13 protein-coding genes and 5 pseudogenes are annotated in these 23,573 nt (G+C 68.5%); 12 read left to right on the top strand and 6 right to left on the bottom strand.

The genetic code is table 11. The annotated features are described in order from the left end of the window. Both G205_RS20950 and coaA read right to left on the bottom strand, forming a co-directional pair. Positions 1-323: pseudogene (locus G205_RS20950) on the bottom strand (D-alanyl-D-alanine carboxypeptidase family protein); the annotation flags it as partial. Between the two features lie 5 nt (positions 324-328). After that, a pseudogene (gene coaA / locus G205_RS05150) lies at positions 329-1,322 on the bottom strand (type I pantothenate kinase). A 110-nt stretch (positions 1,323-1,432) separates the two neighbouring features. Here coaA and glmS point away from each other — a divergent pair. The 8 genes and pseudogenes from glmS (at position 1,433) to G205_RS05110 (ending at position 14,094) form a co-directional block, all read left to right on the top strand. After that, on the top strand, positions 1,433-3,325 hold the full coding sequence (gene glmS / locus G205_RS05145) for a glutamine--fructose-6-phosphate transaminase (isomerizing) (RefSeq protein ID WP_035752118.1): 1,893 nt from the start codon (positions 1,433-1,435) through the stop codon (positions 3,323-3,325). A gap of 4 nt (positions 3,326-3,329) precedes the next feature. Beyond that, positions 3,330-3,677 carry a holo-ACP synthase gene (locus G205_RS05140; RefSeq protein WP_009357040.1) on the top strand — a complete coding sequence of 116 codons (348 nt, stop codon included), beginning with the start codon at positions 3,330-3,332 and terminating at the stop codon, positions 3,675-3,677. 31 nt (positions 3,678-3,708) lie between these two features. Beyond that, positions 3,709-5,301 carry a bifunctional ADP-dependent NAD(P)H-hydrate dehydratase/NAD(P)H-hydrate epimerase gene (locus tag G205_RS05135; RefSeq protein WP_009357039.1) on the top strand — a complete coding sequence of 531 codons (1,593 nt, stop codon included), beginning with the start codon at positions 3,709-3,711 and terminating at the stop codon, positions 5,299-5,301. A 64-nt stretch (positions 5,302-5,365) separates the two neighbouring features. Beyond that, positions 5,366-7,621 (top strand): glycogen debranching protein GlgX, encoded by a 2,256-nt coding sequence (gene glgX, locus G205_RS05130; RefSeq protein WP_009357038.1) that lies wholly within the window; start codon positions 5,366-5,368, stop codon positions 7,619-7,621. Then, positions 7,618-9,948 carry a malto-oligosyltrehalose synthase gene (gene treY, locus G205_RS05125; RefSeq protein ID WP_009357037.1) on the top strand — a complete coding sequence of 777 codons (2,331 nt, stop codon included), beginning with the start codon at positions 7,618-7,620 and terminating at the stop codon, positions 9,946-9,948. The genes glgX and treY overlap by 4 nt, the downstream gene beginning before the upstream one ends. Continuing rightward, a pseudogene (treZ, locus tag G205_RS05120) lies at positions 9,945-11,712 on the top strand (malto-oligosyltrehalose trehalohydrolase). The gene treY and the pseudogene treZ overlap by 4 nt, the downstream one beginning before the upstream one ends. Positions 11,713-11,814: 102 nt before the next feature. After that, positions 11,815-12,858 carry an L-glyceraldehyde 3-phosphate reductase gene (gene mgrA, locus G205_RS05115; protein ID WP_009357036.1) on the top strand — a complete coding sequence of 348 codons (1,044 nt, stop codon included), beginning with the start codon at positions 11,815-11,817 and terminating at the stop codon, positions 12,856-12,858. A 150-nt stretch (positions 12,859-13,008) separates the two neighbouring features. Further along, a complete protein-coding gene (locus G205_RS05110) occupies positions 13,009-14,094 on the top strand; it encodes an inositol-3-phosphate synthase (protein WP_009357035.1) in 1,086 nt (361 codons plus the stop codon). A 75-nt stretch (positions 14,095-14,169) separates the two neighbouring features. Here G205_RS05110 and G205_RS05105 read toward each other — a convergent pair whose 3' ends face one another. The 4 genes and pseudogenes from G205_RS05105 to G205_RS05090 form a co-directional block, all read right to left on the bottom strand. After that, a complete protein-coding gene (locus G205_RS05105) occupies positions 14,170-14,766 on the bottom strand; it encodes an endonuclease domain-containing protein (RefSeq protein WP_338058382.1) in 597 nt (198 codons plus the stop codon). 450 nt (positions 14,767-15,216) lie between these two features. Then, positions 15,217-16,892 (bottom strand): annotated as a pseudogene (locus G205_RS05100) (formate--tetrahydrofolate ligase). A 91-nt stretch (positions 16,893-16,983) separates the two neighbouring features. Continuing rightward, a pseudogene (gene mshA / locus G205_RS05095) lies at positions 16,984-18,248 on the bottom strand (D-inositol-3-phosphate glycosyltransferase). A 97-nt stretch (positions 18,249-18,345) separates the two neighbouring features. Beyond that, positions 18,346-19,749, bottom strand: a complete 1,404-nt coding sequence (locus G205_RS05090) for a family 4 glycosyl hydrolase (RefSeq protein WP_009357031.1) — start codon at positions 19,747-19,749, stop codon at positions 18,346-18,348. Positions 19,750-19,841: 92 nt separating this feature from the next. Here G205_RS05090 and G205_RS05085 point away from each other — a divergent pair, with 92 nt between their 5' ends. The 4 genes from G205_RS05085 to tsaB all read left to right on the top strand — a co-directional run bounded on the left by G205_RS05085 (position 19,842) and on the right by tsaB (position 23,529). Continuing rightward, entirely contained in the window at positions 19,842-20,933 is a 1,092-nt protein-coding gene (locus G205_RS05085; RefSeq protein WP_035752135.1) for a carbohydrate kinase family protein, read from the top strand. 109 nt (positions 20,934-21,042) lie between these two features. Then, positions 21,043-22,278 (top strand): alanine racemase, encoded by a 1,236-nt coding sequence (gene alr / locus G205_RS05080; RefSeq protein WP_009357029.1) that lies wholly within the window; start codon positions 21,043-21,045, stop codon positions 22,276-22,278. 43 nt (positions 22,279-22,321) lie between these two features. Continuing rightward, on the top strand, positions 22,322-22,858 hold the full coding sequence (gene tsaE, locus G205_RS05075; protein WP_035752115.1) for a tRNA (adenosine(37)-N6)-threonylcarbamoyltransferase complex ATPase subunit type 1 TsaE: 537 nt from the start codon (positions 22,322-22,324) through the stop codon (positions 22,856-22,858). Continuing rightward, positions 22,858-23,529, top strand: coding sequence for a tRNA (adenosine(37)-N6)-threonylcarbamoyltransferase complex dimerization subunit type 1 TsaB (gene tsaB / locus G205_RS05070; protein ID WP_009357027.1), 672 nt, complete (start codon positions 22,858-22,860; stop codon positions 23,527-23,529). The genes tsaE and tsaB overlap by 1 nt, the downstream gene beginning before the upstream one ends. Positions 23,530-23,573 lie beyond the last annotated feature (44 nt).

Here is a 23,573-nt window from a genome sequence, read left to right as displayed (position 1 = left end):
AGCGGCCGGCGCTTGTTGACGATCAGCCACGGGCTCGCCGGGTCCGTCAGGGAGAACTGCCGCGGCAGCTCGGCGGAGGGCGACGGCGCAGGGGCGGCCTCCGGCGCTGCGGGAGGCACTGCGGCGGCCTCCGCCGTCGTGGTTGCCGAGGCGGTGGCGGCAACAGGGGAGGGGGACGCAGATGAAGGGGCCGACGACGCCGCCGCCGCCCCGGGTGCCTCCGGCGTGCAGGCCGTCAGGACAGTCAGCCCTGCCCCCGCCGCCAGGAAACGGGTAAAGCTGCGGCGGCTGGAAAGAGGCGGGCCGGAGCAGTCGTGGCACACCTGTGCTACACCTTCCGGAGCAGCATGCGGCGGACCGTATGGTCGGCCTCTTTGGTGAGCACCAGCTGCGCCCGCCCGCGGGTGGGCAGGACGTTCTCCTCCAGGTTGGGCTCGTTGATGCGCTTCCAGATTTCCCGGGCGGTGGTCTCCGCTTCCTCGTCGGACAGGCTGGCGTAGCGGTGGAAGTAAGATTCCGGCTGCGCGAACGCCGTGCTCCGCAGCTTCCGGAACCGGTCCACGTACCACTCCTCGATGTGGGACGTCTTGGCATCCACATAAATGGAGAAGTCAAAGAAGTCGCTCAGCGCCAGGCCCTGCCGGCCGTCATGCCGGGGCCGTGCCGGGGCCAGCACATTCAGGCCCTCCACAATCAGGACGTCCGGCCGGCGGACCACCACTTCCTTGCCCGGAACAATGTCGTACGTAACGTGCGAGTACCAGGCGCGCGGACCTCCTCGGCCCCGCCCTTGATCTCGCTCACGAAACGCAGGAGCGCACGCCGGTCATAGGACTCAGGAAAACCCTTGCGGTCCAGCAGCTGGCGGCGCTTGAGCTCAGCCAAGGGATAAAGGAATCCGTCAGTGGTAATCAGCTCCACGTTGGGCGTGCCGGGCCAGCGGCGCAGCATCTCGCGGAGCACGCGGGCGATGGTGGACTTTCCCACGGCCACGGAACCGGCAACGCCGATCACGAACGGGGTGCGCTGGGTCTGCTCGCCCAGGAACGTGGTGGTGGCCGCGTGCAGCTGGCCCGCTGCCTCAACGTACAGGTGCAGCAGCCGCGACAGGGGCAGATAGACCTCCCGGATTTCCGTCATGTCCAGGGGGTCGCCCAGGCCGCGCAGACGGAGAATATCCTCCTCGTTAAGAGGCTGCTCCATCTGGCTGCCAGCCTGGACCAGGTCTGCCGGTCCAGCTCCACGAACGGGGAGACACCCTCTCCATTCGCCTCGTTGCGTTGCAAAGTCACGCTAGTGATTCTGCCCCGCCCCCGGCACATAGCGAAATGCAGGCGCCTGTACGGAGCGCCGCCCGCCCGCAACATAGGAGTCCTTGGCGGCCTGGCCTCGCGTTTTAAAGCTACGGCTCCCAGCCGATAGTCTTTAGCGTATGTGTGGAATCGTGGGATATGTGGGCCGTCGGGTTGACGGCGTAATTGCCGGTCACAGTGCGTTGGATGTTGTCCTGGAGGGGCTGCGCCGCCTGGAGTACCGGGGCTACGACTCCGCCGGTGTGGCGGTGGTGTCCCAGGGCAGCATCGAGTCCCGGAAGAAGTCCGGGAAGCTGAGCAACCTGGTGGCCGAGCTGGAGGCCCGGCCGCTGCCGGAGACCGTGACCGGGATCGGCCATACCCGCTGGGCCACGCACGGCGGCCCGACCGACCGTAACGCGCACCCGCACCTGGCCGACGGCGGCAAGCTCGCCGTGATCCACAACGGCATCATCGAGAACTTCGCCGAGCTCAAGCTCGAGCTGCTGGACAAGGGTGTGGAGTTCCTCTCCGAGACCGACACCGAAGTGGCGGCCGCGCTGCTGGGGGACATCTTCCGCAACAAGCTGGGCGGTGACACGTCCGACGGCGGCCTGACCCGGGCCATGGAGCTCGCCTGCCAGCGCCTTGAGGGTGCCTTCACCCTCCTGGCCGTGCACGCTGACCAGCCCGACGTGGTGGTGGCCGCGCGCCGCAACTCGCCGCTGGTGGTCGGCCTGGGCGAGGGCGAGAACTTCCTGGGCTCTGACGTGTCCGGGTTCATCGACTACACCCGCCGCGCGGTGGAGCTGGGCCAGGACCAGATTGTCACCATCACCGCGGACACCGTGGAAATCACGGACTTTTACGGCAACCCGGCCGAGGGCAAGGAATACCACGTGGACTGGGACCCGACCTCTGCTGAAAAGGGCGGCTTCACCTCGTTCATGGAGAAGGAAATCCATGACCAGCCCGACGCCGTGGCGCAGACCCTGCTGGGCCGCTCGGACATCAACGGCAAGCTGACCCTGGACGAGCTGCGGATCGATGTTGAACGCCTGAAGCAGGTGAACAAGATCATCGTGCTGGCCTGCGGCACCGCCGCGTATGCGGGCACGGTGGCGAAGTACGCGATCGAGAACTGGTGCCGGATCCCCACCGAGGTGGAGCTGGCGCATGAGTTCCGCTACCGCGACCCGATCCTGGACGAGAACACCCTGGTGGTCTCCATCAGCCAGTCCGGCGAGACCATGGACACGCTGATGGCCGTCCGCTACGCCCGGGAACAGGGCGCGAAGACCATCTCCATCTGCAACACCAACGGCTCCACCATCCCGCGCGAGTCCGACGCCGTGCTCTACACGCACGCCGGTCCGGAGATCGCCGTCGCCTCCACCAAGGCGTTCCTGGCCCAGATCACGGCCGCGTACCTGCTGGGCCTGTACCTGGCCCAGCTGCGCGGCAACATCTTCTCCGGCCAGATCAAGGACGTCCTCGCGGACCTGAACAAGATCCCCGCGAAGATACAGAAGATCCTGGACAACGCCGGACCGCTGCGCGAACTTGCCCGCAGCATGGCCAACGAGAAGTCAGTGCTCTTCCTGGGCCGGCACGTCGGCTACCCGGTGGCGCTCGAGGGTGCGTTGAAGCTGAAGGAAATCGCCTACATCCACGCCGAGGGCTTCGCCGCCGGTGAGCTCAAGCACGGCCCCATCGCCCTGATCGACGAGGGCCAGCCGGTGTTCGTGGTGGTCCCGTCCCCGCGCGGCCGCGACTCGCTGCACGCCAAGGTGGTCTCCAACATCCAGGAAGTCCGTGCCCGCGGGGCCCGCACCCTGGTCATCGCCGAGGAAGGCGACGAAGCCGTCAAGGCCTACGCCGAGCACGTCTTCTACGTCCCCGAGACGCCCACCCTGCTGATGCCGCTGCTGACCACCGTTCCGCTGCAGATCTTCGCCGCGGAACTCGCCGCAGCCAAGGGCTACGACGTGGACCAGCCTCGCAACCTCGCCAAGAGCGTCACCGTAGAGTAGTGCCATGATCGTAGGCATTGGGGTAGACGTCGTTGACATCGAGCGGTTCGGCCGCCAGCTGCAGCGCACACCGGGACTCCGGGACCGTTTGTTCGTCCCCGCGGAGCGGGAACTGAACATCCGGTCCCTGGCCGCCCGGTTCGCCGCCAAGGAAGCCGTGGCCAAGGTCCTGGGTGCGCCCGCCGGCATGAACTGGCAGGACTGCTGGATCGGCCTGGACCACAACGGGCCCACCGTCCAGGTCAAGGGCACCGTGCTGGCCGTCGCCGAGGCCAAGGGCGTCAAGCGCTGGCACCTCTCCATCAGCCACGACGGCGGGATAGCCACCGCCACTGTCCTGGCCGAGGGCTGATCCTGCACCGGGCCCGGCCCCAGGTAACCGGATGATCAGCGCCTTCACCGGAACGCAGGTCCGGGCCGCCGAGGAACCCCTCCTGGCGGCCGGGCTGGGCGACGTCCTGATGCAGCGCGCCGCCCACGGGCTGGCCAACGCCATCATCACCGAGCTCCGTGCCCGCGGCCGCCGCATTTACGGCGCGCGCGTGGTGGTGCTCGCAGGCAAGGGCAACAACGGCGGTGACGGGCTGTACGCGGCCGCCTTCCTCGCCGCCCGCGGGATGCGTACGACGGCGGTCCTCACCTCAGGTGCCGGGCACCCGCAGGCCCTGGCCGCCTTTGAACGCGCCGGCGGACGTACCCATGACCTCGCCGGCGCGGCACCCGGCGGGCTTGCGGCGGAAACCGCACGCGCCGACGTCGTGATTGACGCCATCCTGGGAACGGGCGCGAAAGGCGGGCTGCGGGGGAGTGCTGCCGGCCTAGTAAAGGCCATTGTAGAGGCACGCCGGCAGGCCGGGCACGGATTCGTGGTGGCCTGCGACCTGCCCAGCGGCGTGGACTCCGATACGGGCGCGGCTGTGGAACCGGTGCTGGCGGCGGACCTGACCGTCACGTTCGGCGCCGCGAAGAGCGGACTGCTGGCCGACCCCGGCGCGGACTATTCCGGCCGGGTCCACGTGGTGCCCATCGGCATCGAAGACAACTTTCCCCGCCCCTCCGTGCGCCGGCTGGAATCGGCGGACATCGCCGGACTCCTGCCCGGCCCCGCCCGCCGCGCGCACAAATACTCGCGCGGCGTCCTGGGTGTCGTGGCGGGATCCGCAACCTACCCCGGAGCCGCAGTGCTGGCCTGCCGTGGCGCGCTTGCGGCGGGCGTGGGGATGGTGCGGTACCTGGGCCCGCCCGAGGTGGCGGACCTGGTGCGCCAGTCCTGCCCGGAAGTGGTGTGCAGCACCGGCTCGGTGGCCGAGAACCGGGTGCAGGCGTGGCTGGTCGGTTCCGGGCTGGGCCCCGACGACCACGATCAGCTGGCGCGGGCCCGGGATGCCATTGACTCCGGACTCCCCACCGTGGCCGACGCCGGCGCCCTGCCGGCCCTTCCGGACCGGCTCGCCCCGCACGTGGTCCTCACCCCGCACGCCGGTGAGCTCGCCACGCTGCTGCAGCGCCTTGGCGGAACCGAAGACCGCGCCGCCATCGAAGCGGCGACACTGGAAGCCGCCCGGGACGCAGCCGCCCGCACCGGCGCCACCGTCCTGCTCAAAGGCGCCTCCACCCTGGTGGCCGCACCCTCCGGCGACGTCTACAGCCAGGCGGACGGCACACCCTGGCTCGCCACCGCCGGCAGCGGCGACGTCCTGGCCGGCGTCATCGGTGCGCTGCTCGCCCAGGCGGGTCCCGGCGTCGAACATTTGAACGAACTCGCCGTTGACGGGGACGGCCGGTGGGCTGCCCTTGCCGCGCTGGGAGCCGCCCTGCACGGCAAAGCCGGGAGGGCGGCGTCGGACGCCAACTCGGGAGGCCCGATCACTGCTGGCGTAATCGCCAGCGCGATTCCCGGCGCCTGGGGTAAAGTCAGCATGCTTAGCAATCCGGGTGGTCCGAAACGTAAAAGTCACAGCCACCCGCTACGGTAGGCATAGTTCGCACCGGCAGCTGGGGGCGGTTTGGTACCGCTGCCGACCTACGATGAGGAGCAATATGGAAGTCTGGCCTGGATCGGCTTATCCGCTTGGCGCCACCTACAACGGCACCGGCACCAACTTCGCCCTGTTCAGCGAACGAGCAGAAAAAGTGGAACTGTGCCTCTTCGACGACGACGGCAAGGAAACCCGCATCACGCTGGACGAAGTGGACGGCTACGTCTGGCACTGCTACATCCCGCAGGTCCAGCCCGGCCAGAAGTACGGCTACCGCGTGCACGGAACCTACGACCCCGCCTCGGGCAACCGGTTCAACCCGAACAAGCTCCTGCTGGACCCCTACGCCAAGGCCATCCACGGCCAGATCGACTGGGACCCGGCGCTGTTCACCTACAACCTGGGCGAGCCTGACTCCATCAATAACGCGGATTCCGCCAAGCACATGATGATGGGCGTCGTCATCAACCCGTTCTTCGACTGGGAGGGCGACCAGCAGCTGCGCATCCCCTACCACCAGTCCGTCATCTACGAGGCCCATGTCAAGGGCCTCACCCAGCTGCACCCGGACGTGCCCGAGGAACAGCGCGGAACCTACGCCGGCGTGGCGCATCCCGCCGTCATTTCCCACCTGCAGAAGCTCGGCGTGACCGCCATCGAGCTCATGCCGGTCCACCAGTTCGTCAATGACGGCACCCTTGAGGACAAGGGCCTGAACAACTACTGGGGCTACAACACCATCGGCTTCTTCGCGCCCCAGAACACCTACAGCTCCACCGGCGATAACGGCATGCAGGTCCAGGACTTCAAGGCCATGGTCCGCTCGCTGCACAAGGCGGGCATCGAGGTCATCCTTGACGTGGTCTACAACCACACCGCCGAAGGCAACCACCTGGGCCCCACGCTGTCCTTCAAGGGCATCGACAACGCCGCCTACTACCGGCTGATGGAGGGCGACGAAAAGCACTACATGGACTACACGGGCACCGGCAACTCGCTGAACGTCCGGCACCCGCACTCCCTGCAGTTGATCATGGACTCGCTGCGCTACTGGGTCACCGAGATGCACGTGGACGGCTTCCGCTTCGACCTCGCATCCACCCTGGCCCGGGAGTTCTACGACGTGGACAAGCTGTCCACCTTCTTCGAACTCATCCAGCAGGACCCGGTAGTTTCCCAGGTCAAGCTCATTGCCGAGCCGTGGGACGTTGGACCCGGTGGCTACCAGGTGGGCAACTTCCCGCCGCAGTGGACCGAATGGAACGGGAAGTACCGCGACACTGTCCGCGACTTCTGGCGGGGTGAGCCCGCCACTCTTGGCGAGTTCGCCTCCCGCATCACGGGCTCGGCGGATCTCTACGAGCACTCCGGCCGCCGCCCTGTCGCCTCCATTAACTTCGTCACGGCCCACGACGGCTTCACGCTCGCGGACCTGGTGTCCTACAACGAGAAGCACAATGAGGCCAACGGCGAGGGCAACAACGACGGCGAGTCCCACAACCGGTCCTGGAACTGCGGTGCCGAAGGTCCCACGGACGATCCGAAGGTGCTGGCGCTGCGTGCGCGCCAGCAACGGAACTTCATCGCCTCGCTGCTCCTGTCCCAGGGCGTGCCCATGCTCCTGCACGGCGACGAGCTGGGCCGCACCCAGAAGGGCAACAACAACGGCTACTGCCAGGACTCCGAACTGACCTGGATCAACTGGGACAGCATCGACCAGCCGCTGATCGAGTTCACTGCCGCAGTGAACGCGCTCCGCGCCAAGCATCCCACCTTCCGCCGCAGCCGGTTCTTCGACGGACGGCCCGTCCTCCGGGGAGAAGGCGAACGGCTGCCGGACATCGTATGGCTGGACCCCTCCGGCGAAACGATGAAACCCGAGGCCTGGGACAGCGGGTTCGGCCGCTCCGTGGGCGTCTTCCTGAACGGGGACGGCATCCAGGGCAAGGACACCCGTGGACGCAGGATCACCGACGTGAGCTTCCTGCTGTTCTTCAACGCCCACGATGACACTGTTAAGTTCACGCTGCCGTCCGACGAGTACGCGCCGGCCTGGGACATCATCATTGACACTGCCGGGCAGAACGCCGACACTGAACCGGTTCCGGCCGGGCAGCCGCTGCCGGTTGAAGCCAAGTCCCTGGTTGTCCTGCGCGCCCACACCGTTGAGGAAGTCGAGCCGGACCACTCCGTAGCCGCATCCCTGGCCGCGCTGACCCAGACGTCCAGCAGCGAGACGGAAACCATCAGCACCCCCGCCGTGGCGGAACCCGGAAAGACCACCAAGGTGGGGGAGCGGAAGGCTGCGACAAAGTGAGGGCCCCCGCATCCACGTACCGGCTGCAGATCCGCAGCAGTTTCACGCTGTTTGATGCCGCCGAGCAGGTTCCGTACCTGAAATCGCTGGGTGTGGACTGGGTGTACCTTTCACCCATCCTCACCGCGGAGCAGGGCTCGGACCACGGCTACGACGTGACCGACCCGTCCGCCGTCGACCCCGCCCGCGGCGGCCCGGAGGGACTGCTGGCACTGTCCACGGCGGCCCGCGAGCACGGCATGGGCGTCCTGGTGGACATCGTGCCCAACCACGTGGGGGTTGCCTCACCGCCGCAGAACCCCTGGTGGTGGTCGCTGCTCCGGGAGGGCCGCGGCTCACCGTACGCGGAAGCGTTCGACGTCGACTGGGACCTCGGCGGCGGCAAGATCCGGCTGCCCATGCTCGGTTCTGATGAGGACCTGGACGAGCTGGAAGTGGTGGACGGCGAGCTCCGCTACTACGACCACCGCTTCCCGCTTGCTCCGGGCACCTACACGGAGGGCGACTCCCCGCAGGAGGTCCACAGCCGGCAGCACTACGAGCTGATGGGCTGGCGCCGCGCGGATGCCGAGCTCAACTACCGCCGCTTCTTCGCCGTCACCACCCTGGCGGGCATCCGGGTCGAGGACCCCAAGGTCTTCGAGGAAGCCCATGCCGAGGTGGGCCGCTGGTTCCGTGAGGGACTGGTGGACGGACTCCGGGTGGACCACCCGGACGGGCTGGCCGATCCGGCCGGGTACCTCCGCTGGCTCAAGGACCTGACCGGTGGGGCTTATGTCCTGGTGGAGAAAATCCTTGAGCCGGGCGAGGTCCTGCCCGGCGACTTCGCCTGCGAAGGCACCACCGGCTACGACGCCCTGGCTGACGTGGACCGCGTGTTTGTGGACCCCGCCGGGCAATCTGCGCTGGACCGGCTGGACGCGGACCTGCGCGGGGCACCGGAACCGGCAGACTATGCCCGGATGATCCGCGGAACCAAGCGCATGATCGCCGACGGCATCCTGCGTTCCGAGGTGCTGCGCCTGGCCCGGCTGGTGCCGGAATCCTACGGCCTGCCCCAGGACCAGGCGGCGGATGCCATCGCGGAGATCATCGCCTCCTTCCCGGTCTACCGCACCTACCTGCCCACCGGCGCCGAGGTCCTCAAGGAAGCGTGCGAGTCCGCGGCCGAACACCGGCCGGATCTCGCCGTTGCCGTGGGAACCCTCCTGCCGCTGCTGCTGGACCCCTCAAACCCGATTGCGGTCCGGTTCCAGCAGACCTCCGGCATGGTGATGGCCAAGGGCGTGGAGGACACCGCGTTCTACCGCTACACCCGTTTGGGAACCCTGACCGAGGTGGGTGCCGAACCCACCGAGTTCGCGGTTACGCCGGACGAATTCCACCACCGGATGCGCCGTCGGCAGCAGGACCTGCCGCTGTCGATGACCACCATGTCCACGCACGACACCAAGCGCAGCGAGGACGCGCGGGCCCGGATCTCCGTGATCGCCGAGCTGCCGCAGGAGTGGACCGCCACGCTGGACACCCTGCGCGAGCTGGCGCCGGTGCCGGACGGCCCGTACGAGAACCTGCTCTGGCAGGCCATCGTCGGCGCCTGGCCCGCCAGCCGGGAACGGCTCCAGGGGTACGCCGAAAAGGCCGCCCGCGAGGCCGGCAACTCCACCACGTGGACGGAGCCCAACGAGGACTTTGAGTCCGCGGTGAAGGCGGCCGTGGACGCGGCGTTCGATAACCCCCGGGTCAACCAGGCCGTGGCGGAGTTCGTGGCGCGGATCGACGCCTATGCCGCCTCCAACTCACTGTCGGCAAAACTCGTCCAGCTCACCATGCCCGGCGTGCCGGACGTCTACCAGGGCAGCGAGTTCTGGGAGCGGTCCTTGACGGACCCGGACAACCGGCGGCCCGTCGACTTTGCGCTCCGCCGCGAAGAACTGGCAAGGATCGACGGCGGGACGTTGCCGGACGCCGGGACGGAAGCCAGCAAGCTCCTGGCCACCGCGCGGGCACTCCGCCTGCGCAGGGACCGGCCGGAACTGTTCCAGGGCTACACCCCGGTGACTGCCTCCGGCGCCGCAGCCCGCCATCTGCTGGCGTTTTCCCGCGGCACGTCGGAAACGTCGCCCGGAGCGGTGACCCTGGCCACCCGGCTTCCCGCCGGACTGGAAGCCGGCGGCGGCTGGCGGGACACCGCCGTCGAACTTCGCGCTCCGATGCGTGACGAACTCACCGGCACCGCCTTCGGGCCCGGACCCGTTTTGGTGGCGGATGTCCTGGGTACCTACCCCGTGGCTTTGCTGGTTCCGGTGGATGGAGAGAAGGCATGACCCTCGTCAATGACGGTCCCGAACGCTTCGATGTGTGGGCGCCGGAGGCCGGGTCCGTGGTCCTGCTGGCCGATGGCCGGGAGTACGCGATGCAGAAAAAGGAGACGGCGCCCGGCTCCGGAGGGTGGTGGACCGCCCCCGGCGCCCCCGCCCAGGGCGAGGTGGACTACGGCTACCTGCTGGACGGGGACAGCAAGCCCCTGCCCGACCCCCGGTCCCGCCGGCTGCCGTCGGGCGTCCATGAGCTGTCCAGGACATTCGATCCCGCCTCCTACGCCTGGCAGGACTCCGGCTGGCGCGGCAAGGACCTGACAGGCTCGGTAATCTACGAGCTCCACGTGGGCACCTTCACGCCTGCCGGGACCCTGGACGCCGCGGCGGAAAAGCTGGGCTACCTGGCCGGGCTGGGCATCGACTTCGTGGAACTGCTGCCCGTCAACGGGTTCAACGGAACCCACAACTGGGGCTACGACGGCGTGCAGTGGTACTCCGTCCACGAGGGCTACGGCGGGCCGGCCGCGTACCAGCGGTTCGTGGACGCCGCCCACGCGGCCGGGCTGGGCGTCATCCAGGACGTGGTCTACAACCACCTCGGACCCAGCGGCAACTACCTGCCCAAGTTCGGCCCCTACCTGAAGCAGGGGGACGCCAACACCTGGGGCGATTCCCTGAACCTGGACGGTGCCGGCTCGGACGTGGTGCGCGAATACATTTTGGAGAACGCCGCCCTGTGGCTGCGGGACTACCACGTGGACGGGCTCCGACTGGACGCCGTGCACGCCTTCCGGGACGAGCGCGCCGTGCACCTCCTCGAGGAACTCGGCGCCCTGGGCGATGCCGTGGCCGCGGAAACGGGGCTGCCCAAGACGCTCATCGCCGAATCGGACCTGAACAACCCGCGCCTGCTCTACCCGCGGGATGCCAACGGCTACGGCTGGCGGGGCAGTGGAGCGACGACTTCCACCACGCCGTCCACGTGAACGTCAGCGGCGAAACCACCGGGTACTACTCCGACTTCGACTCCCTGGCCGTGCTCGCCAAGGTGCTGAAGGACGGGTTCCTGCACGACGGCAGCTACTCCAGCTTCCGCGGCCGGCACCACGGCAGGCCCATCAACACCGCACTGGTGCACCCCGCGGCGCTGGTGGTCTGCAACCAGAACCACGACCAGATCGGCAACCGGGCCACGGGGGACAGGCTCTCGCAGTCGCTGTCCTACGGGCAGCTGGCTGTGGCCGCCGTGCTCACGCTCACCTCGCCGTTCACCCCCATGCTGTTCATGGGGGAGGAATGGGGTGCCTCCACGCCGTGGCAGTTCTTCACGTCGCACCCGGAACCCGAGCTCGGCAAGGCCACCGCGGAAGGGCGCATCAGGGAGTTCGAGCGCATGGGGTGGGATCCCGCCGTCGTGCCCGATCCCCAGGATCCGGAAACCTTCCGCCGGTCCAGGCTGGACTGGGACGAGGCCGCCACCGGCGACCACTCGCGGCTGCTGGACCTGTACCGGCAGCTGACCGCCCTGCGGCGCAGCATACCGAGCTGGCCGGGCTGGGGTTCACGGAAACGGATGTGGCGTTCGACGACGACGAGCGCTGGCTGCGGTTCCGCCGCGGCAGCGTCGAGGTGCTGATCAACTTCTCCGACGCCAAGATCCGGCTGGACGGCGCCGCCGGGTCCGTCCTGCTGGCCACGGATGAGGCGACCGGCCTGGAGGGCGAGGCTCTGGCCCTGGCGCCGTGGAGCGCAGCAATCCTGAAGTCCTGAGTGATGGACTGAAGTGGCGCCGCGGGCCGGCTGTTGTCAGCCCGCGGCGTAACTTTCCATCGTTGTCCTGTTACCGGGGTCACAGCTGGCAGGATGGAATGTATGACTTTTTCTGCAGCGGGGGACCGCTACGATTCCATGCCCTACCGACGCGTCGGCCGCAGCGGCCTGAAGCTTCCAGCCATCTCGCTGGGCCTGTGGCACAACTTCGGTGACGACAAGCGCTTTGACGAACAGCGCGCCATCCTCCGCCGCGCGTTCGACCTCGGCGTCAACCACTTCGACCTTGCCAACAACTACGGCCCGCCGGACGGCTCCGCCGAGACCAACTTCGGCCGGCACCTGCAGGACGACTTCAAGCCCTACCGTGACGAGCTGGTCATCTCCACCAAGGCCGGGTACTACATGTGGCCCGGGCCCTACGGCGAATGGGGGTCCCGCAAATACCTCATCTCCAGCCTGGACCAGTCCCTGCAGCGGATGGGCCTGGACTACGTGGACATCTTCTACAGCCACCGGCCCGATCCGGAAACCCCGATGGAGGAGACCATGGGGGCCCTGGACCACGCCGTCCGCTCCGGAAAGGCCCTCTACGCCGGTATCTCCTCCTACACGCCGGAGCAGACCATCGAGGCCGCACGGATCCTGAAGGAACTGGGGACGCCGCTGCTGATCCATCAGCCCAGCTACTCCATGCTGAACCGCTGGACCGAGGACGGTTCGCCCAACCTGTACGAGGTCCTCGACCAGGTGGGCGCCGGGTCCATTGCCTTCTCGCCCCTGGCCCAGGGCATGCTGACCAACCGGTACCTCAACGGCATTCCCGCCGACTCCCGCGCAGCCAAGGCCCGCTTCCTGTCGGAGGATGCCATCACTGACGAGAAACTGGACCGGATCCGCGGGCTCCACGCCATCGCCGAAGGCCGGGGACAGTCCCTGGCGCAGATGGCCATCGCCTGGATCCTGCGCGACCAGCCCAAGGGCTCCCCGGTCACGTCTGCGCTCATCGGCGCGTCCAGCGTCCGCCAGCTGGAGGACTCACTGGCCGCCATCAACAACCTGGACTTTACGTCCGAGGAGCTGACAGCGATCGACGAATTTGCCGTCGAATCGGACATCAACCTGTGGAAGCAGCCGGTTTCCTGATTGTTGAAGCGCGGGACGGGGGAACAATGCCCCGTCCCGCGCTGTTGGGTACTATGAAAAGGCGCCGCGCGGCGCCGTACCAGCCGGCCGCCGTCGCGATCCTCCCCGACGCACCCCGGCCGGCTGACGTTTTGTCCTCAAAGGAGTTCCGTGTCTTCACATCCGATCCGTGTTGCCATCGTCGGCGTAGGCAACTGCGCCGCTTCGCTGGTCCAGGGCGTCCAGTACTACAAGGATGCCGACCCCAACACCACCATCCCGGGCCTGATGCACGTTGAGTTCGGCCAGTACCACGTGGGTGATGTTGAATTCGTCGCCGCGTTCGACGTCGACGGCAAGAAGGTCGGGCACGACCTGGCCGACGCCATCCTGGCCAGCGAAAACAACACCATCAAGATCGCCGACGTGCCGCCCACCGGCGTTACCGTCCAGCGCGGCCACACCCTGGACGGCCTGGGCAAGTACTACCTCGAGACCATCGAGGAGTCCACCGAAGAGCCCGTGGACGTGGTCCAGGCCCTCAAGGACGCCAAGGTTGACGTCCTGGTCTGCTACCTGCCCGTCGGTTCCCAGGATGCTGCCGAGTTCTACGCCCAGGCTGCCATCGACGCCGGCGTCGCCTTCGTCAACGCCCTGCCCGTCTTCATCGCCGGCACCAAGGAGTGGGCTGACAAGTTCACCGCTGCCGGTGTGCCGATCGTGGGTGACGACATCAAGAGCCAGATCGGTGCCACCATCACGCACCGCGTCATGGCCAAGCTGTTCGAGGACCGCGGCGTCACCCTGGACCGCACGTACCAGCTGAACGTTGGCGGCAACATGGACTTCAAGAACATGCTGGAACGCGACCGCCTGGAGTCCAAGAAGATCTCCAAGACCCAGGCCGTCACTTCCAACGTCGAGGCCGAGCTGGCAGCGAAGGACGTCCACATCGGACCGTCCGACTACGTCCAGTGGCTCGACGACCGCAAGTGGGCGTTCGTCCGCCTCGAGGGCCGCAACTTCGGTGACGCCCCCGTCTCGCTGGAGTACAAGCTGGAGGTCTGGGACTCGCCCAACTCCGCCGGCGTGATCATCGACGCCATCCGAGCCGCCAAGATCGGCCTGGACCGCGGCATCGGCGGCCCGCTGCTCTCCGCCTCGAGCTACTTCATGAAGTCGCCGCCGGAGCAGTTCAACGACGACCTCGCCCGCGAAAAGGTGGAAGCCTTCATCCGCGGCGACCTGGAGCGCTAACCCCCTTCCGTTGCTCTATCACTTTTGGTCCCTAAAACCCCGGTTTGGGGACCAAGAGTGATAGAGCAACGCTGTTTAAGGCTCGCGGAGGGCGGCGCGGACCTGCCCTACGGCACGGCGGAAGTTTTGGGCCAGGTCGTCGGCATTGAACTTGAAGTACTTCCACCCGGCTGAGTGAAAATATGCATCCCGCCGATTGTCGCGTGACTGCTGTTCCCGTGTCAGGTGATGGCCGCCGTCGTACTCTATGGCAACGCGCTGCCGGCGGTAACCCATATCGGCGGCAGGTGAATAGGGGTCATCCTGCACGATACGCATCTGCAATTCGGGCTCCGGCAGTCCCGCCTCCGTCAGAGCCAGCCGCAAAAACGTCTCAGGGGCAGAGTCCGCGCCAGCGCGAATAAGGTGGACGGCGGCGCGTGCCTTGACGATGCCCTGCAGCTTCGGGTGCCGGGTCAGCATCCGCTGCAGCTCCGGAAGACTGGACCAAGGCTCCGCCCGTACTTCCAATCCGGGCCGCGGCTGGCGAACCAATTGGTCACCGACAGCAACAAGGTCCTCAAGCGGAACAAGCCGGGCCAGGTCAAGCCACGTTCGCGCTGGAGTGGAAATCCAAGTGCCCTCCCAGAACACCACCTCGTCCGCGAAAGCAAGTACGGTATGGCCCACCACGCCCTCACGGCGCACTGGTGGCAGTGCTCTGGGCTTGCTCAGGTGCAGCTCACGGCAGTCCTGAAACCAGGCAGGAAGCCACAAACCGAAAAGGACAGCTGCGGTGAGGTGGGAAATCCAGGCACCGGGGGTCGCAGCCGACAGGGCCCGCGCCATGGCAGGCAACTCAAACTCCCAACCCGACGGCATATACAGCAGACGTCCACCGGATGCGAGGTCCGATGAGCGGAGCCTCCCTGGGCTCAGGCTCGCCGCACGCGCCTCGAGGACAGTGAACGGAGCAGACCTGAGGTGAACGGGTAACGGTTGCACGGGGCGCATGCGAAACATTCTTACCCGGGGCGGCCAACCCTCGCAGAACTTATCCACACCCCCTGTTGCTCTATCAGTGTGGTCCCCAAACCCCTGCTTTAGGGACCACAACTGATAGAGCAACGGGGGGAGGCGGGGTTAGGTGAGGCCGACCGGGTTGCCGGCGTCGTCCACATCCATGCGCAGGGCCGCGGGGACGGCCGGGAGGCCGGGCATGGTCATCACCGCACCCGTGAGCGCCACAATGAAACCCGCGCCGGTCTTGGGCAGCAGGTCACGCACGTGGATGGTGAAACCCTTCGGGGCGCCGAGCCGGGAGGCGTCGTCGGTGAAGGAGTACTGGGTCTTCGCCATGCACACCGGCAGCCCGGACCAGCCGTTCCGCTCGATGTCGGCCAGCCGCTTCAGCGCCGGCACGGAAAAGTCCACGCCGTCCGCCCCGTAGATCTCCTGCACGATGGTCCGGATCTTGTCCTCCACAGACAGCTCCAGCGGGTACAGGTGCCGGAAACTGTTCGGCCCCGCCACCACGCGTGCGACCAGGGCCGCGAGCTCGTCCCCGCCGTCCCCGCCACCGCCGCGCCCCCACACATCAGCGACAGCAGCGTGCACCCCCTCGGCAGCGCACCAGGCCAGCAGCCAGTCCAGCTCCTCCTGTGAATCAAGGCCGAATTTGTTGATGGCCACGATGGGAGTAACGCCGAACTTCTCCACGTTCCGCAGATGCCGGCGCAGGTTGGGCACTCCGGCCTCGAGCGCTGCGAGGTCCAAACGGGTCAGCTGGTCCTTGGCCATCCCGCCCTGCATCTTCAGCGCCCGCACTGTGGCCACCACCACGACGGCGGACGGTGCCAAACCAGCGGTCCGCGCCTTGATGTCCATGAACTTCTCGGCGCCCAGGTCGGCGCCGAAGCCGGCCTCGGTCACCACGATGTCCGCCAGCCGCCGGGCAGTCTGGGTGGCGATGAGCGAGTTGCAGCCGTGCGCAATGTTGGCAAACGGACCACCGTGGACCAGGGCCGGCGTGCCGGCGATGGTCTGCACCAGGTTGGGCTTGATGGCTTCCTTCAGGAGCAGTGTGAGTGCCCCCTGCACGCCGAGGTCGGCCACGGTCACGGGAGCGCGGTCGTAGGAATAGCCGAACGTGATCCTGCCCAGGCGCCCGCGGAGGTCGGCGAGGTCCGAGGCCAGGCAGAAGATGGCCATGATCTCGGACGCCACGGTGATATCGAAACCGTCCTGCCGGGGAACCCCCTGGGAGGGCCCGCCGAGTCCGATCACCACTTCACGCAAAGCCCGGTCGTTCATGTCCAGGACCCGTTTGAAGGTCATCCGCCGGGGATCGATGTTCAAGGCGTTGCCTGGTAGATGTGGTTGTCCACCAGCGCCATCAGGGCGTTGTTGGCCGACGTGATCGCGTGGAAGTCGCCAGTGAAGTGCAGGTTGATCTCATCCATGGGCAGGACCTGGGACAGCCCGCCGCCGGTGGCACCGCCCTTCATGCCCAGGACCGGGCCCAGCGACGGTTCCCGGAGCGCGATCATCACTTTGTGCCCGGCCCGGGCCAACGAGTCGGCGAGGCCGACAGTGGTGGTGGATTTCCCCTCGCCCGCGGGGGTGGGGGACATGGCCGAAACCAGCACCACCTTCCCGGCCGGCGGCGGGGCGTCCAGCCGGGCGGGGTCGATCTTCGCTTTGAACCGGCCGTAGAGCTCCACCGCGTCGGCGTTGATCCCCGCGGCGGCAGCTATTTCCGGAATCGGCCGGATCCGCGCGGCGCGTGCTATCTCAAGGTCGGAGGGGAAGCCAGACATCATCGTCCTTTCCTGTGCGTCACAGGTAACGTACCCCGGGAACGCCGGCCCAAGCCCCGGCCGCGCCGGGTCCCTTACGACGCCGGGTCCCTTACGACGCCGGGACGGCCGGCGCCAGCCGGTGCCCCACGTGATGCTCGACGGCGGCGTGGTAGCTTTCGAGCGTGATGGCGGCGGTGCGGGACCAGCCGGAGTTCTGGGCGCGGATGGCGGCGGCCCGCCCCATGTCCTCCCGGGTGGCGGGATCGTCGTAGAGGGCCTCCAGGCGTCGGCCCAGTCCGCGGCATGGTGCCCGTCAACGAGCAGCCCGGTGCGGCCGTGGAAGATGGCCCGGGAGAGCCCGCCCACCCGGGTGGCCACCACCGGAGTGCCGCAGGCCTGGGCTTCCAGCGCCACCAGGCCGAAGGATTCGCTGAAGGATGGCATCACCACAACGTCCGCCGCCCGGAACCATTCAGCAAGCTCCGGTGCCTTGACCGGCGGAAGCTGCGTGACGACGTCGTCCATTGCCGCTTCTGAAATCCACCGGCGCAGGTTGAACTCCTTGTTCCCGCTCAGGGAGCCCAGAATGGTGAGCCGCAGGTCGATGTCCGGGCGTCTCTGCCGCAGCAAAGCGGCCGCTTTGACCAGGACATGGGGCCCCTTCAACCGCTGGATGCGTCCGGCGAACAACAGGTGGAAGGTGCCGGGACCGATTCCGCGGTTTGCCCGGGACCGGGCCCGGAACGCCGGCGTGAAGGTGCCCAGGTCAACGCCGGGCGGGGCGATATCGATCCGGTCGTACCTGGCACCGTAATGGGATACCAGTTCGGCGGCCTCGGAACTGGTGTTGGCGATCAGCCGCGCCGCTCCGTCCACAATGCGGTGCTCGCCCAGCTCGCGCCGCCGCGGCTCGGGCTGCTCGCCGGACTCCAGCAGCAGGTTCTTCACCTTGGCCATGGTGTGCATGGTGTGGACCAGCGGAACGCCCCACAGTTCGGACAGCTCCAGGCCGGCGATCCCGGAGACCCAGTAGTGGGAGTGGATGACGTCATACCGGCCGTGCGGCTGCCGGCGGCGGATCTGTTCGATCTCGGCCACCATCTGGTGCAGGAGTCCGGGAAGTTCCTCCTTGGGAATCTTCCGGGGCGGCCCGGCCAGGACGTTGTGCACGCAGACACCGGGATCGGGGTGCTCGACGGCGAGCTGGCCTGCGGAGGTGGCTCGGGTGAAGATCTCCACCTCAACGCCTGCCTCGGCGAGGGCGGAGGCGAGTTCGCGGATGTAGACGTTCATGCCGCCCGCGTCACCGGACCCCGGCTGCTCCATGGGGGAGGTGTGGAGGGAGAGTAAAGCGACCCTGCGGATCAATGCCACGGGACCTCCTTCCGGCCGCCGGCTCGTACTGTGCGCGCCGGATCATTGGGCGTTCGATAAAACACTACTCCCTACCCTTAACGCCCGCCGTTGTGTGTCAGGCGGCGCCCCCGCCCCACAATTTCCGCAGCGCAGGAAAGGCGTGTTCGTACCCGGCGAGCAGATCCGAGGCCAGGTCCGGCGAATCAACCAGGGGATGACGCGCGAACGCCGCCAGGGCAGCGTCCCGGGTGCCCTCCGTGGCCGCCAGGACCGTGAGCCGTTCCACCTCCTTGACCCGGCGGAGCAACTCCATCTGCTCTTTCCCCGGTTCCGCCTGGGGCAGCGGCAGCGCGCCGTCGGGGGTCACCGTGCAGGGAAGTTCGACGACGGCGTCCGCCGGCGGCCCGGGAATGGCGGCCCGAGCGGGGGGTGCTTCAGCCGTAGCGGCGTTGGAAGCGGCGGGCAGGGAGTTGCGCGTGTTCAGGATCAGCTGGGTGTCCCCGGCGCCGGACAGGGCGCGCATTGCTGCCAGCGCAACGCGCTCATAGCCACCGCCGGCCAGGTCATCCTCGTCCCGCTGTTCGCCATTAGCCCGGGCCTCGGCCAGGTAGCCCTCCTCGCGCGAGCGGCGCGCCTCTTCCCACAGCCGGTACGCATCAGTGCCGGCGGCAGCCAGCCGCGGATACAGCTCCTGCTGCTGCAGGTGGATGGACTCCCCGCGCGTGACGGGCATGGCCCGCATCGCCCGCCGCGCGTCGTCCAGCCGGTAATAGTAGTAGAGGTACTCATTGGGAAGCGCGCCCAGCCCGGCCAGGAAGGGCTGCGGAAAAAGCCGGCCCTCCTCGAAGGACTGCAGCGCCCGGGGATCAGCGAGCAGGCCAGGCAGGACGTCGCGGCCGCCGGACTCCAGCCGGTACAGCCAGCCCAGGTGGTTCAGCCCGTAGTAGCCCACGCCGTCGAGCCGGCCATCCGGCAGCGCCACGCCAGCAGCCCGCGCCGCCCGCTGCACCAGCCCGCCCGCCGAATCGCAGATTCCGATGACCCTGGAACCGAGCACCGGAACCAGCGCTTCGGTGACCATGCCGGCCGGGTTGGTGAAGTTGATCAGCCAGGCCTCCGGGCTGTGTTCCCTCATCTGCCGGGCCAGCCCGAGCATGTGCGGAATGGTGCGCAGGGCGTAGGAAATGCCGCCGGCGCCCGTGGTCTCCTGGCCTAGCAGCCCGAGGTCCTGGGCCACCTTCTCATCCGCCACCCGGCCCGCGGTGCCGCCCGGCCGGACCGCCGCGAACACCATCTGCGTTCCGGCCAGCGCGTCCGGCAGGCTGGTGGTGGCACGGACCGGAGGGCCTGCCCCCGGTCCGGGCATGCTGCGGAGCACGGCGGTGACGGCGGCCAGGCGGGAGGGGTCGACGTCGTAGAGAACCAGTTCGCTGACCAGCCCGGCGAAACGGCCGGAAGCCAGTGCCCGGTAGACCAGCGGCACCCGGAACCCGCCGCCGCCGGCAATGAGGAGCCGCATACCCAGCAGTCTAGGCCTGCGCCCTCCCGCATCACCGCAGAAAGCCGGGCATCCCCTACCGGATGTCGGCGGCAGGGCGTATCGTGCCGGGCATGGACGCCATTCCTGCCCGCCCGTTCGACCCCCTGGCTGCCGTCCGGTCGCCCGATGAGCCGGGGTTCGACGTCCTCCTGGCCGGGACCGTCTTCCAGGACATCATCTTCACCGGGCTGCCGCACGGCCCGGAACCGGGCACCGAAATCTGGAGCGACGGCATGGGCAGCTGCCCCGGGGGCGTTGCCAACCAGGCCATCGCCGCGGCCCGGCTGGGACTCCGGACAGGCCTCGCGGCGGCATTCGGCGACGACGGCTACGGGGACTTCAACTGGAAGATCCTCTCCAGCCAGGAACACGTGGACCTCAGCCTGTCCCGGCGCGTCCCCGGCTGGCACTCGCCGGTGACGGTCTCGCTGTGCGTGGAAAAGGACCGGTCCATGGTGACGCACGGCCACGCCGCCCCGGTAACGTCCTCCGAACTGATCGGCACGCCGCCGCCGGCGCTCGCCGGCATCGCGGAGGTGGGCGTGGAGGTGGAGCCCTGGGCCAAGGCCGCGCACCAGGCGGGCGTCAAGCTCTTCGGTGACGTCGGCTGGGACCCCACCGGGGAATGGGCGCCGGTCCGGCTGGAGAACCTGCAGTATTTCCACGCGTTCCTGCCCAACCAGCGGGAGGCCATGGCTTTCACCGGCAAGGACGACCCGTGGACGGCGCTGTACGCGCTGGCGGACCGGGTCCCGGTTGCCGTGGTGACGCTCGGCCCGCAGGGTGCGATGGCGGTGGACTCGGAAACGGGGGAGGAGGAGTGGGTGCCGTCCCTCCCGGTCAAGGCCTACGATCCCACCGGCGCCGGTGACTGCTTTGACGCCGCGTTCATCGTGGGCAGCCTCGCCGGCTGGCCGCTGGGGAACCGGCTACGGTTTGCGAACCTGTGCGCCTCGCTGGCGGTGCAGGAAGTGGGCGGCTCGCTCGCCGCCCCCGGCTGGGGGGACATCGCCGACTGGTGGAAGCGTGCCAACGCGCGGCCGGAGCGGCAGATGAGCCAGTGGCTGCGCCGCTTCGGCTTCCTGGCGGAGATCGTCCAGGACGTCCCGCTCGCCGCCCAGCGCCGGGCCGCGGCCACCATCGCACACCTCTCGGACGCTTAGCGCCCGACGGCGGCGCACCGGCAGGTGCCCCGGCGCGCCAACGCGTTCCGGAAACCCTCGCGGTCCGCGTGATTATTCGGCCGGAACCGCCCGCACTAGAATCACTAAGGTGACTTACCCCGCAACAACCGGTGAATTCAGCGGTGCCCCCGGACCGGACCCGCACCACGAGCGGTCCGCCGTGATCGATCTGGACGCCATCCGGCACAACGTCCGCCGGCTCGCTGCCGCCGCCTCCCCCGCGAAGGTCATGGCAGTCGTCAAAGCCGACGCGTACGGCCACGGCGCCGTTCCCGTGGCCCGCGCAGCCATCGAAGCCGGCGCCTCCTGGCTGGGGGTGGCGCACATCTCCGAGGCCCTGGCGCTGCGGGCCGCCGGCATCGACGCCCCGCTGCTTGCCTGGCTGCACACGGTGGACAGCAACTTCGGCGCGGCGGTGGCCGCCGGCGTCGATATCGGCTGCTCCGGCTGGGAACTGGACCGCATTGTGGCGGCCGCCCGGGAGCAGGAACGCCCGGCCCGGGTGCATCTGAAAGTCGATACGGGCCTGGGCCGCAACGGCGCCACGCTCGACACCTGGGACCAGCTGGTGGGCGAGGCCATGGACTACCAGGACCAGGGCCTGCTGCGGGTGGTGGGCATCTTCTCCCACCTGGCCGTGGCCGATGAACCCGACCGGCCCGAAACGGACCAGCAACTGGCAGCCTTCCGCGAGGCCCTGGCCGTTGCCGAGGACGCCGGGGTGGACCCCGAGGTCCGCCACCTGGCCAACACCCCCGCCACGCTGTCCCGGCCGGACACCCACTTCGACCTGGTCCGCGCCGGCCTGGGCATTTACGGGCTCTCACCCTTTGAAGGCCAGACCTCCGCGGAACTCGGGCTCCGGCCGGCCATGACGTTCCGGACCCGCGTGTCCCAGTGCAAGGAGGTACCGGACGGCCAGGGTGTCTCCTACGGCCTCCGCTACCACACCACCGGCCGGAGCACCCTGGCCCTGATTCCGGTGGGCTACGCTGACGGCATTCCCCGCATCGCCACCGGCGGCCCCGTCCGCGTGGCAGGCCATACCTACCCCGTGGTGGGCAGGATCGCGATGGACCAGATGGTGATCGACCTTGGCGACACCGGTCCCGCCGGTGCCGCGCTGCTGGGCGCGGAAGCCGTCCTGTTCGGCAGCGGTGACGACGGCGGCCCCACCGCCGATGACTGGGCCCGCGCCGCCGGGACCATCAACTACGAGATCGTGACCCGGATCAGCCCCCGGGTGCCGCGGCGCTTCATCAACGAACAGGACACGTCCGGGGGCCGGCACGCGGCCGCCCTGCAGACCGGGGGAGCCGCGTGACCGCCGTCGAACAGGGCACTCTGCCAACTGGGAGCAGACCTTCATCGCGGCGACGGCGGACCAGACCCATGAGCTAGGCGCCCGCCTTGCCGGGCTGCTGGAGGCCGGGGACCTGCTGGTGCTTTCCGGCGAGCTGGGTGCCGGCAAGACCACCTTCACGCAGGGCCTGGGAGAGGGGCTGGGCGTCCGCGCCGGCATCATCTCGCCCACGTTCGTCCTGGTCCGCATCCACCCCAACCTGCCCGAAGGCCCCCGGCCCGGCGGCCCGGACCTGGTCCACGTGGACGCCTACCGCCTCGGCTCGGCCGCGGAGATCGACGACATCGACCTGGAGAACACCATGGATTCGTCCGTGACGGTGGTGGAATGGGGGCACGACCGGGTGGAGCACCTGAGCGAAAGCCGGCTGGAAATAGACCTGCACCGCGCCATCGGGCTGGCTGCCGCGGGACCCTCCACCGCGGAGGGCCTGGACTTCGACACAGACGACACGGACGAGCCGCGCACCATCGTCATGCGCGGATACGGCCCGCGCTGGCCGGCCCCGCCCGGGCTGGGCGCCGCCGAAGGGAACAACTGATGCTGATCCTTGCGATCGATACTTCCGCCGTGGCCAGCGCCGCGCTCGTCTCCGATGACGCGCTGGAGGGCGTGGTGGCCAGTTTCTCCACCGAGGACACCCGCAGCCACGCCGAGGTGCTGGCGCCGGGGATCGAGGACATGCTTGCCACAGCCGGCGTCACCGGACAGGACATCGACGCCCTGGTGGTGGGTGTCGGGCCCGGTCCCTTCACCGGCCTCAGGTCCGGCATCGCGACGGCGCGCACCCTCGCATTCGTCTGGGGCAAGCCGCTGCATGGGCTGATGAGCCTGGACGCCGTGGCCCTGGAGGTGGCGGAATCCACCGCGGCCCCGGCCGAATTCCTGGTGGTGACGGACGCCCGCCGCAAGGAGGTCTACTGGGCCCGCTACACCCTGGCTGAGGGGCAGCTGCCGCGGCTCGAGGACGGCCCGCACGTGGGCTTCGCCGCGGACCTGCCGGACCTGCCGGCCTTCGGCGCTGGAGCAGGCCTCTACGCGGACACCCTGCAGGCGGACCCGGACTTCGTGCAGGAACAGCCGGACGCCCTGTACCTGGGCCAGTTCGCGCTGGCCCGGCTGGCCGCCGGCAACGGCCTCCTGGACTCCACGCCGCTGTACCTCCGGGAATCCGATGCCCAGGTCCCCGGACCCCGGAAGAGGGCCCTGTGAGCGCAGCCTCGGATCCCCGCTTGGACGGCATCGTCGTGCGTGAC

The organism is Arthrobacter nitrophenolicus (assembly GCF_000332815.1).
Lineage (GTDB): Bacteria > Actinomycetota > Actinomycetes > Actinomycetales > Micrococcaceae > Arthrobacter > Arthrobacter nitrophenolicus.
The sequence above is the reverse complement of the archived record's forward strand: the minus strand, read 5'-3'. Positions and strand labels throughout refer to the sequence as shown.

Bases quoted from the DNA above. Each gene is read 5' to 3' on its own strand.
- tsaB (WP_009357027.1), top strand. From the start codon at position 22,858: ATGCTGATCCTTGCGATCGATACTTCCGCCGTGGCCAGCGCCGCGCTC.
- G205_RS05135 (WP_009357039.1), top strand. From the start codon at position 3,709: ATGATCAGCGCCTTCACCGGAACGCAGGTCCGGGCCGCCGAGGAACCC.
- G205_RS05140 (WP_009357040.1), top strand. From the start codon at position 3,330: ATGATCGTAGGCATTGGGGTAGACGTCGTTGACATCGAGCGGTTCGGC.
- glgX (WP_009357038.1), top strand. From the start codon at position 5,366: ATGGAAGTCTGGCCTGGATCGGCTTATCCGCTTGGCGCCACCTACAAC.
- G205_RS05090 (WP_009357031.1), bottom strand. From the start codon at position 19,749: ATGCGGCTCCTCATTGCCGGCGGCGGCGGGTTCCGGGTGCCGCTGGTC.
- mgrA (WP_009357036.1), top strand. From the start codon at position 11,815: ATGACTTTTTCTGCAGCGGGGGACCGCTACGATTCCATGCCCTACCGA.
- glmS (WP_035752118.1), top strand. From the start codon at position 1,433: ATGTGTGGAATCGTGGGATATGTGGGCCGTCGGGTTGACGGCGTAATT.
- G205_RS05085 (WP_035752135.1), top strand. From the start codon at position 19,842: ATGGACGCCATTCCTGCCCGCCCGTTCGACCCCCTGGCTGCCGTCCGG.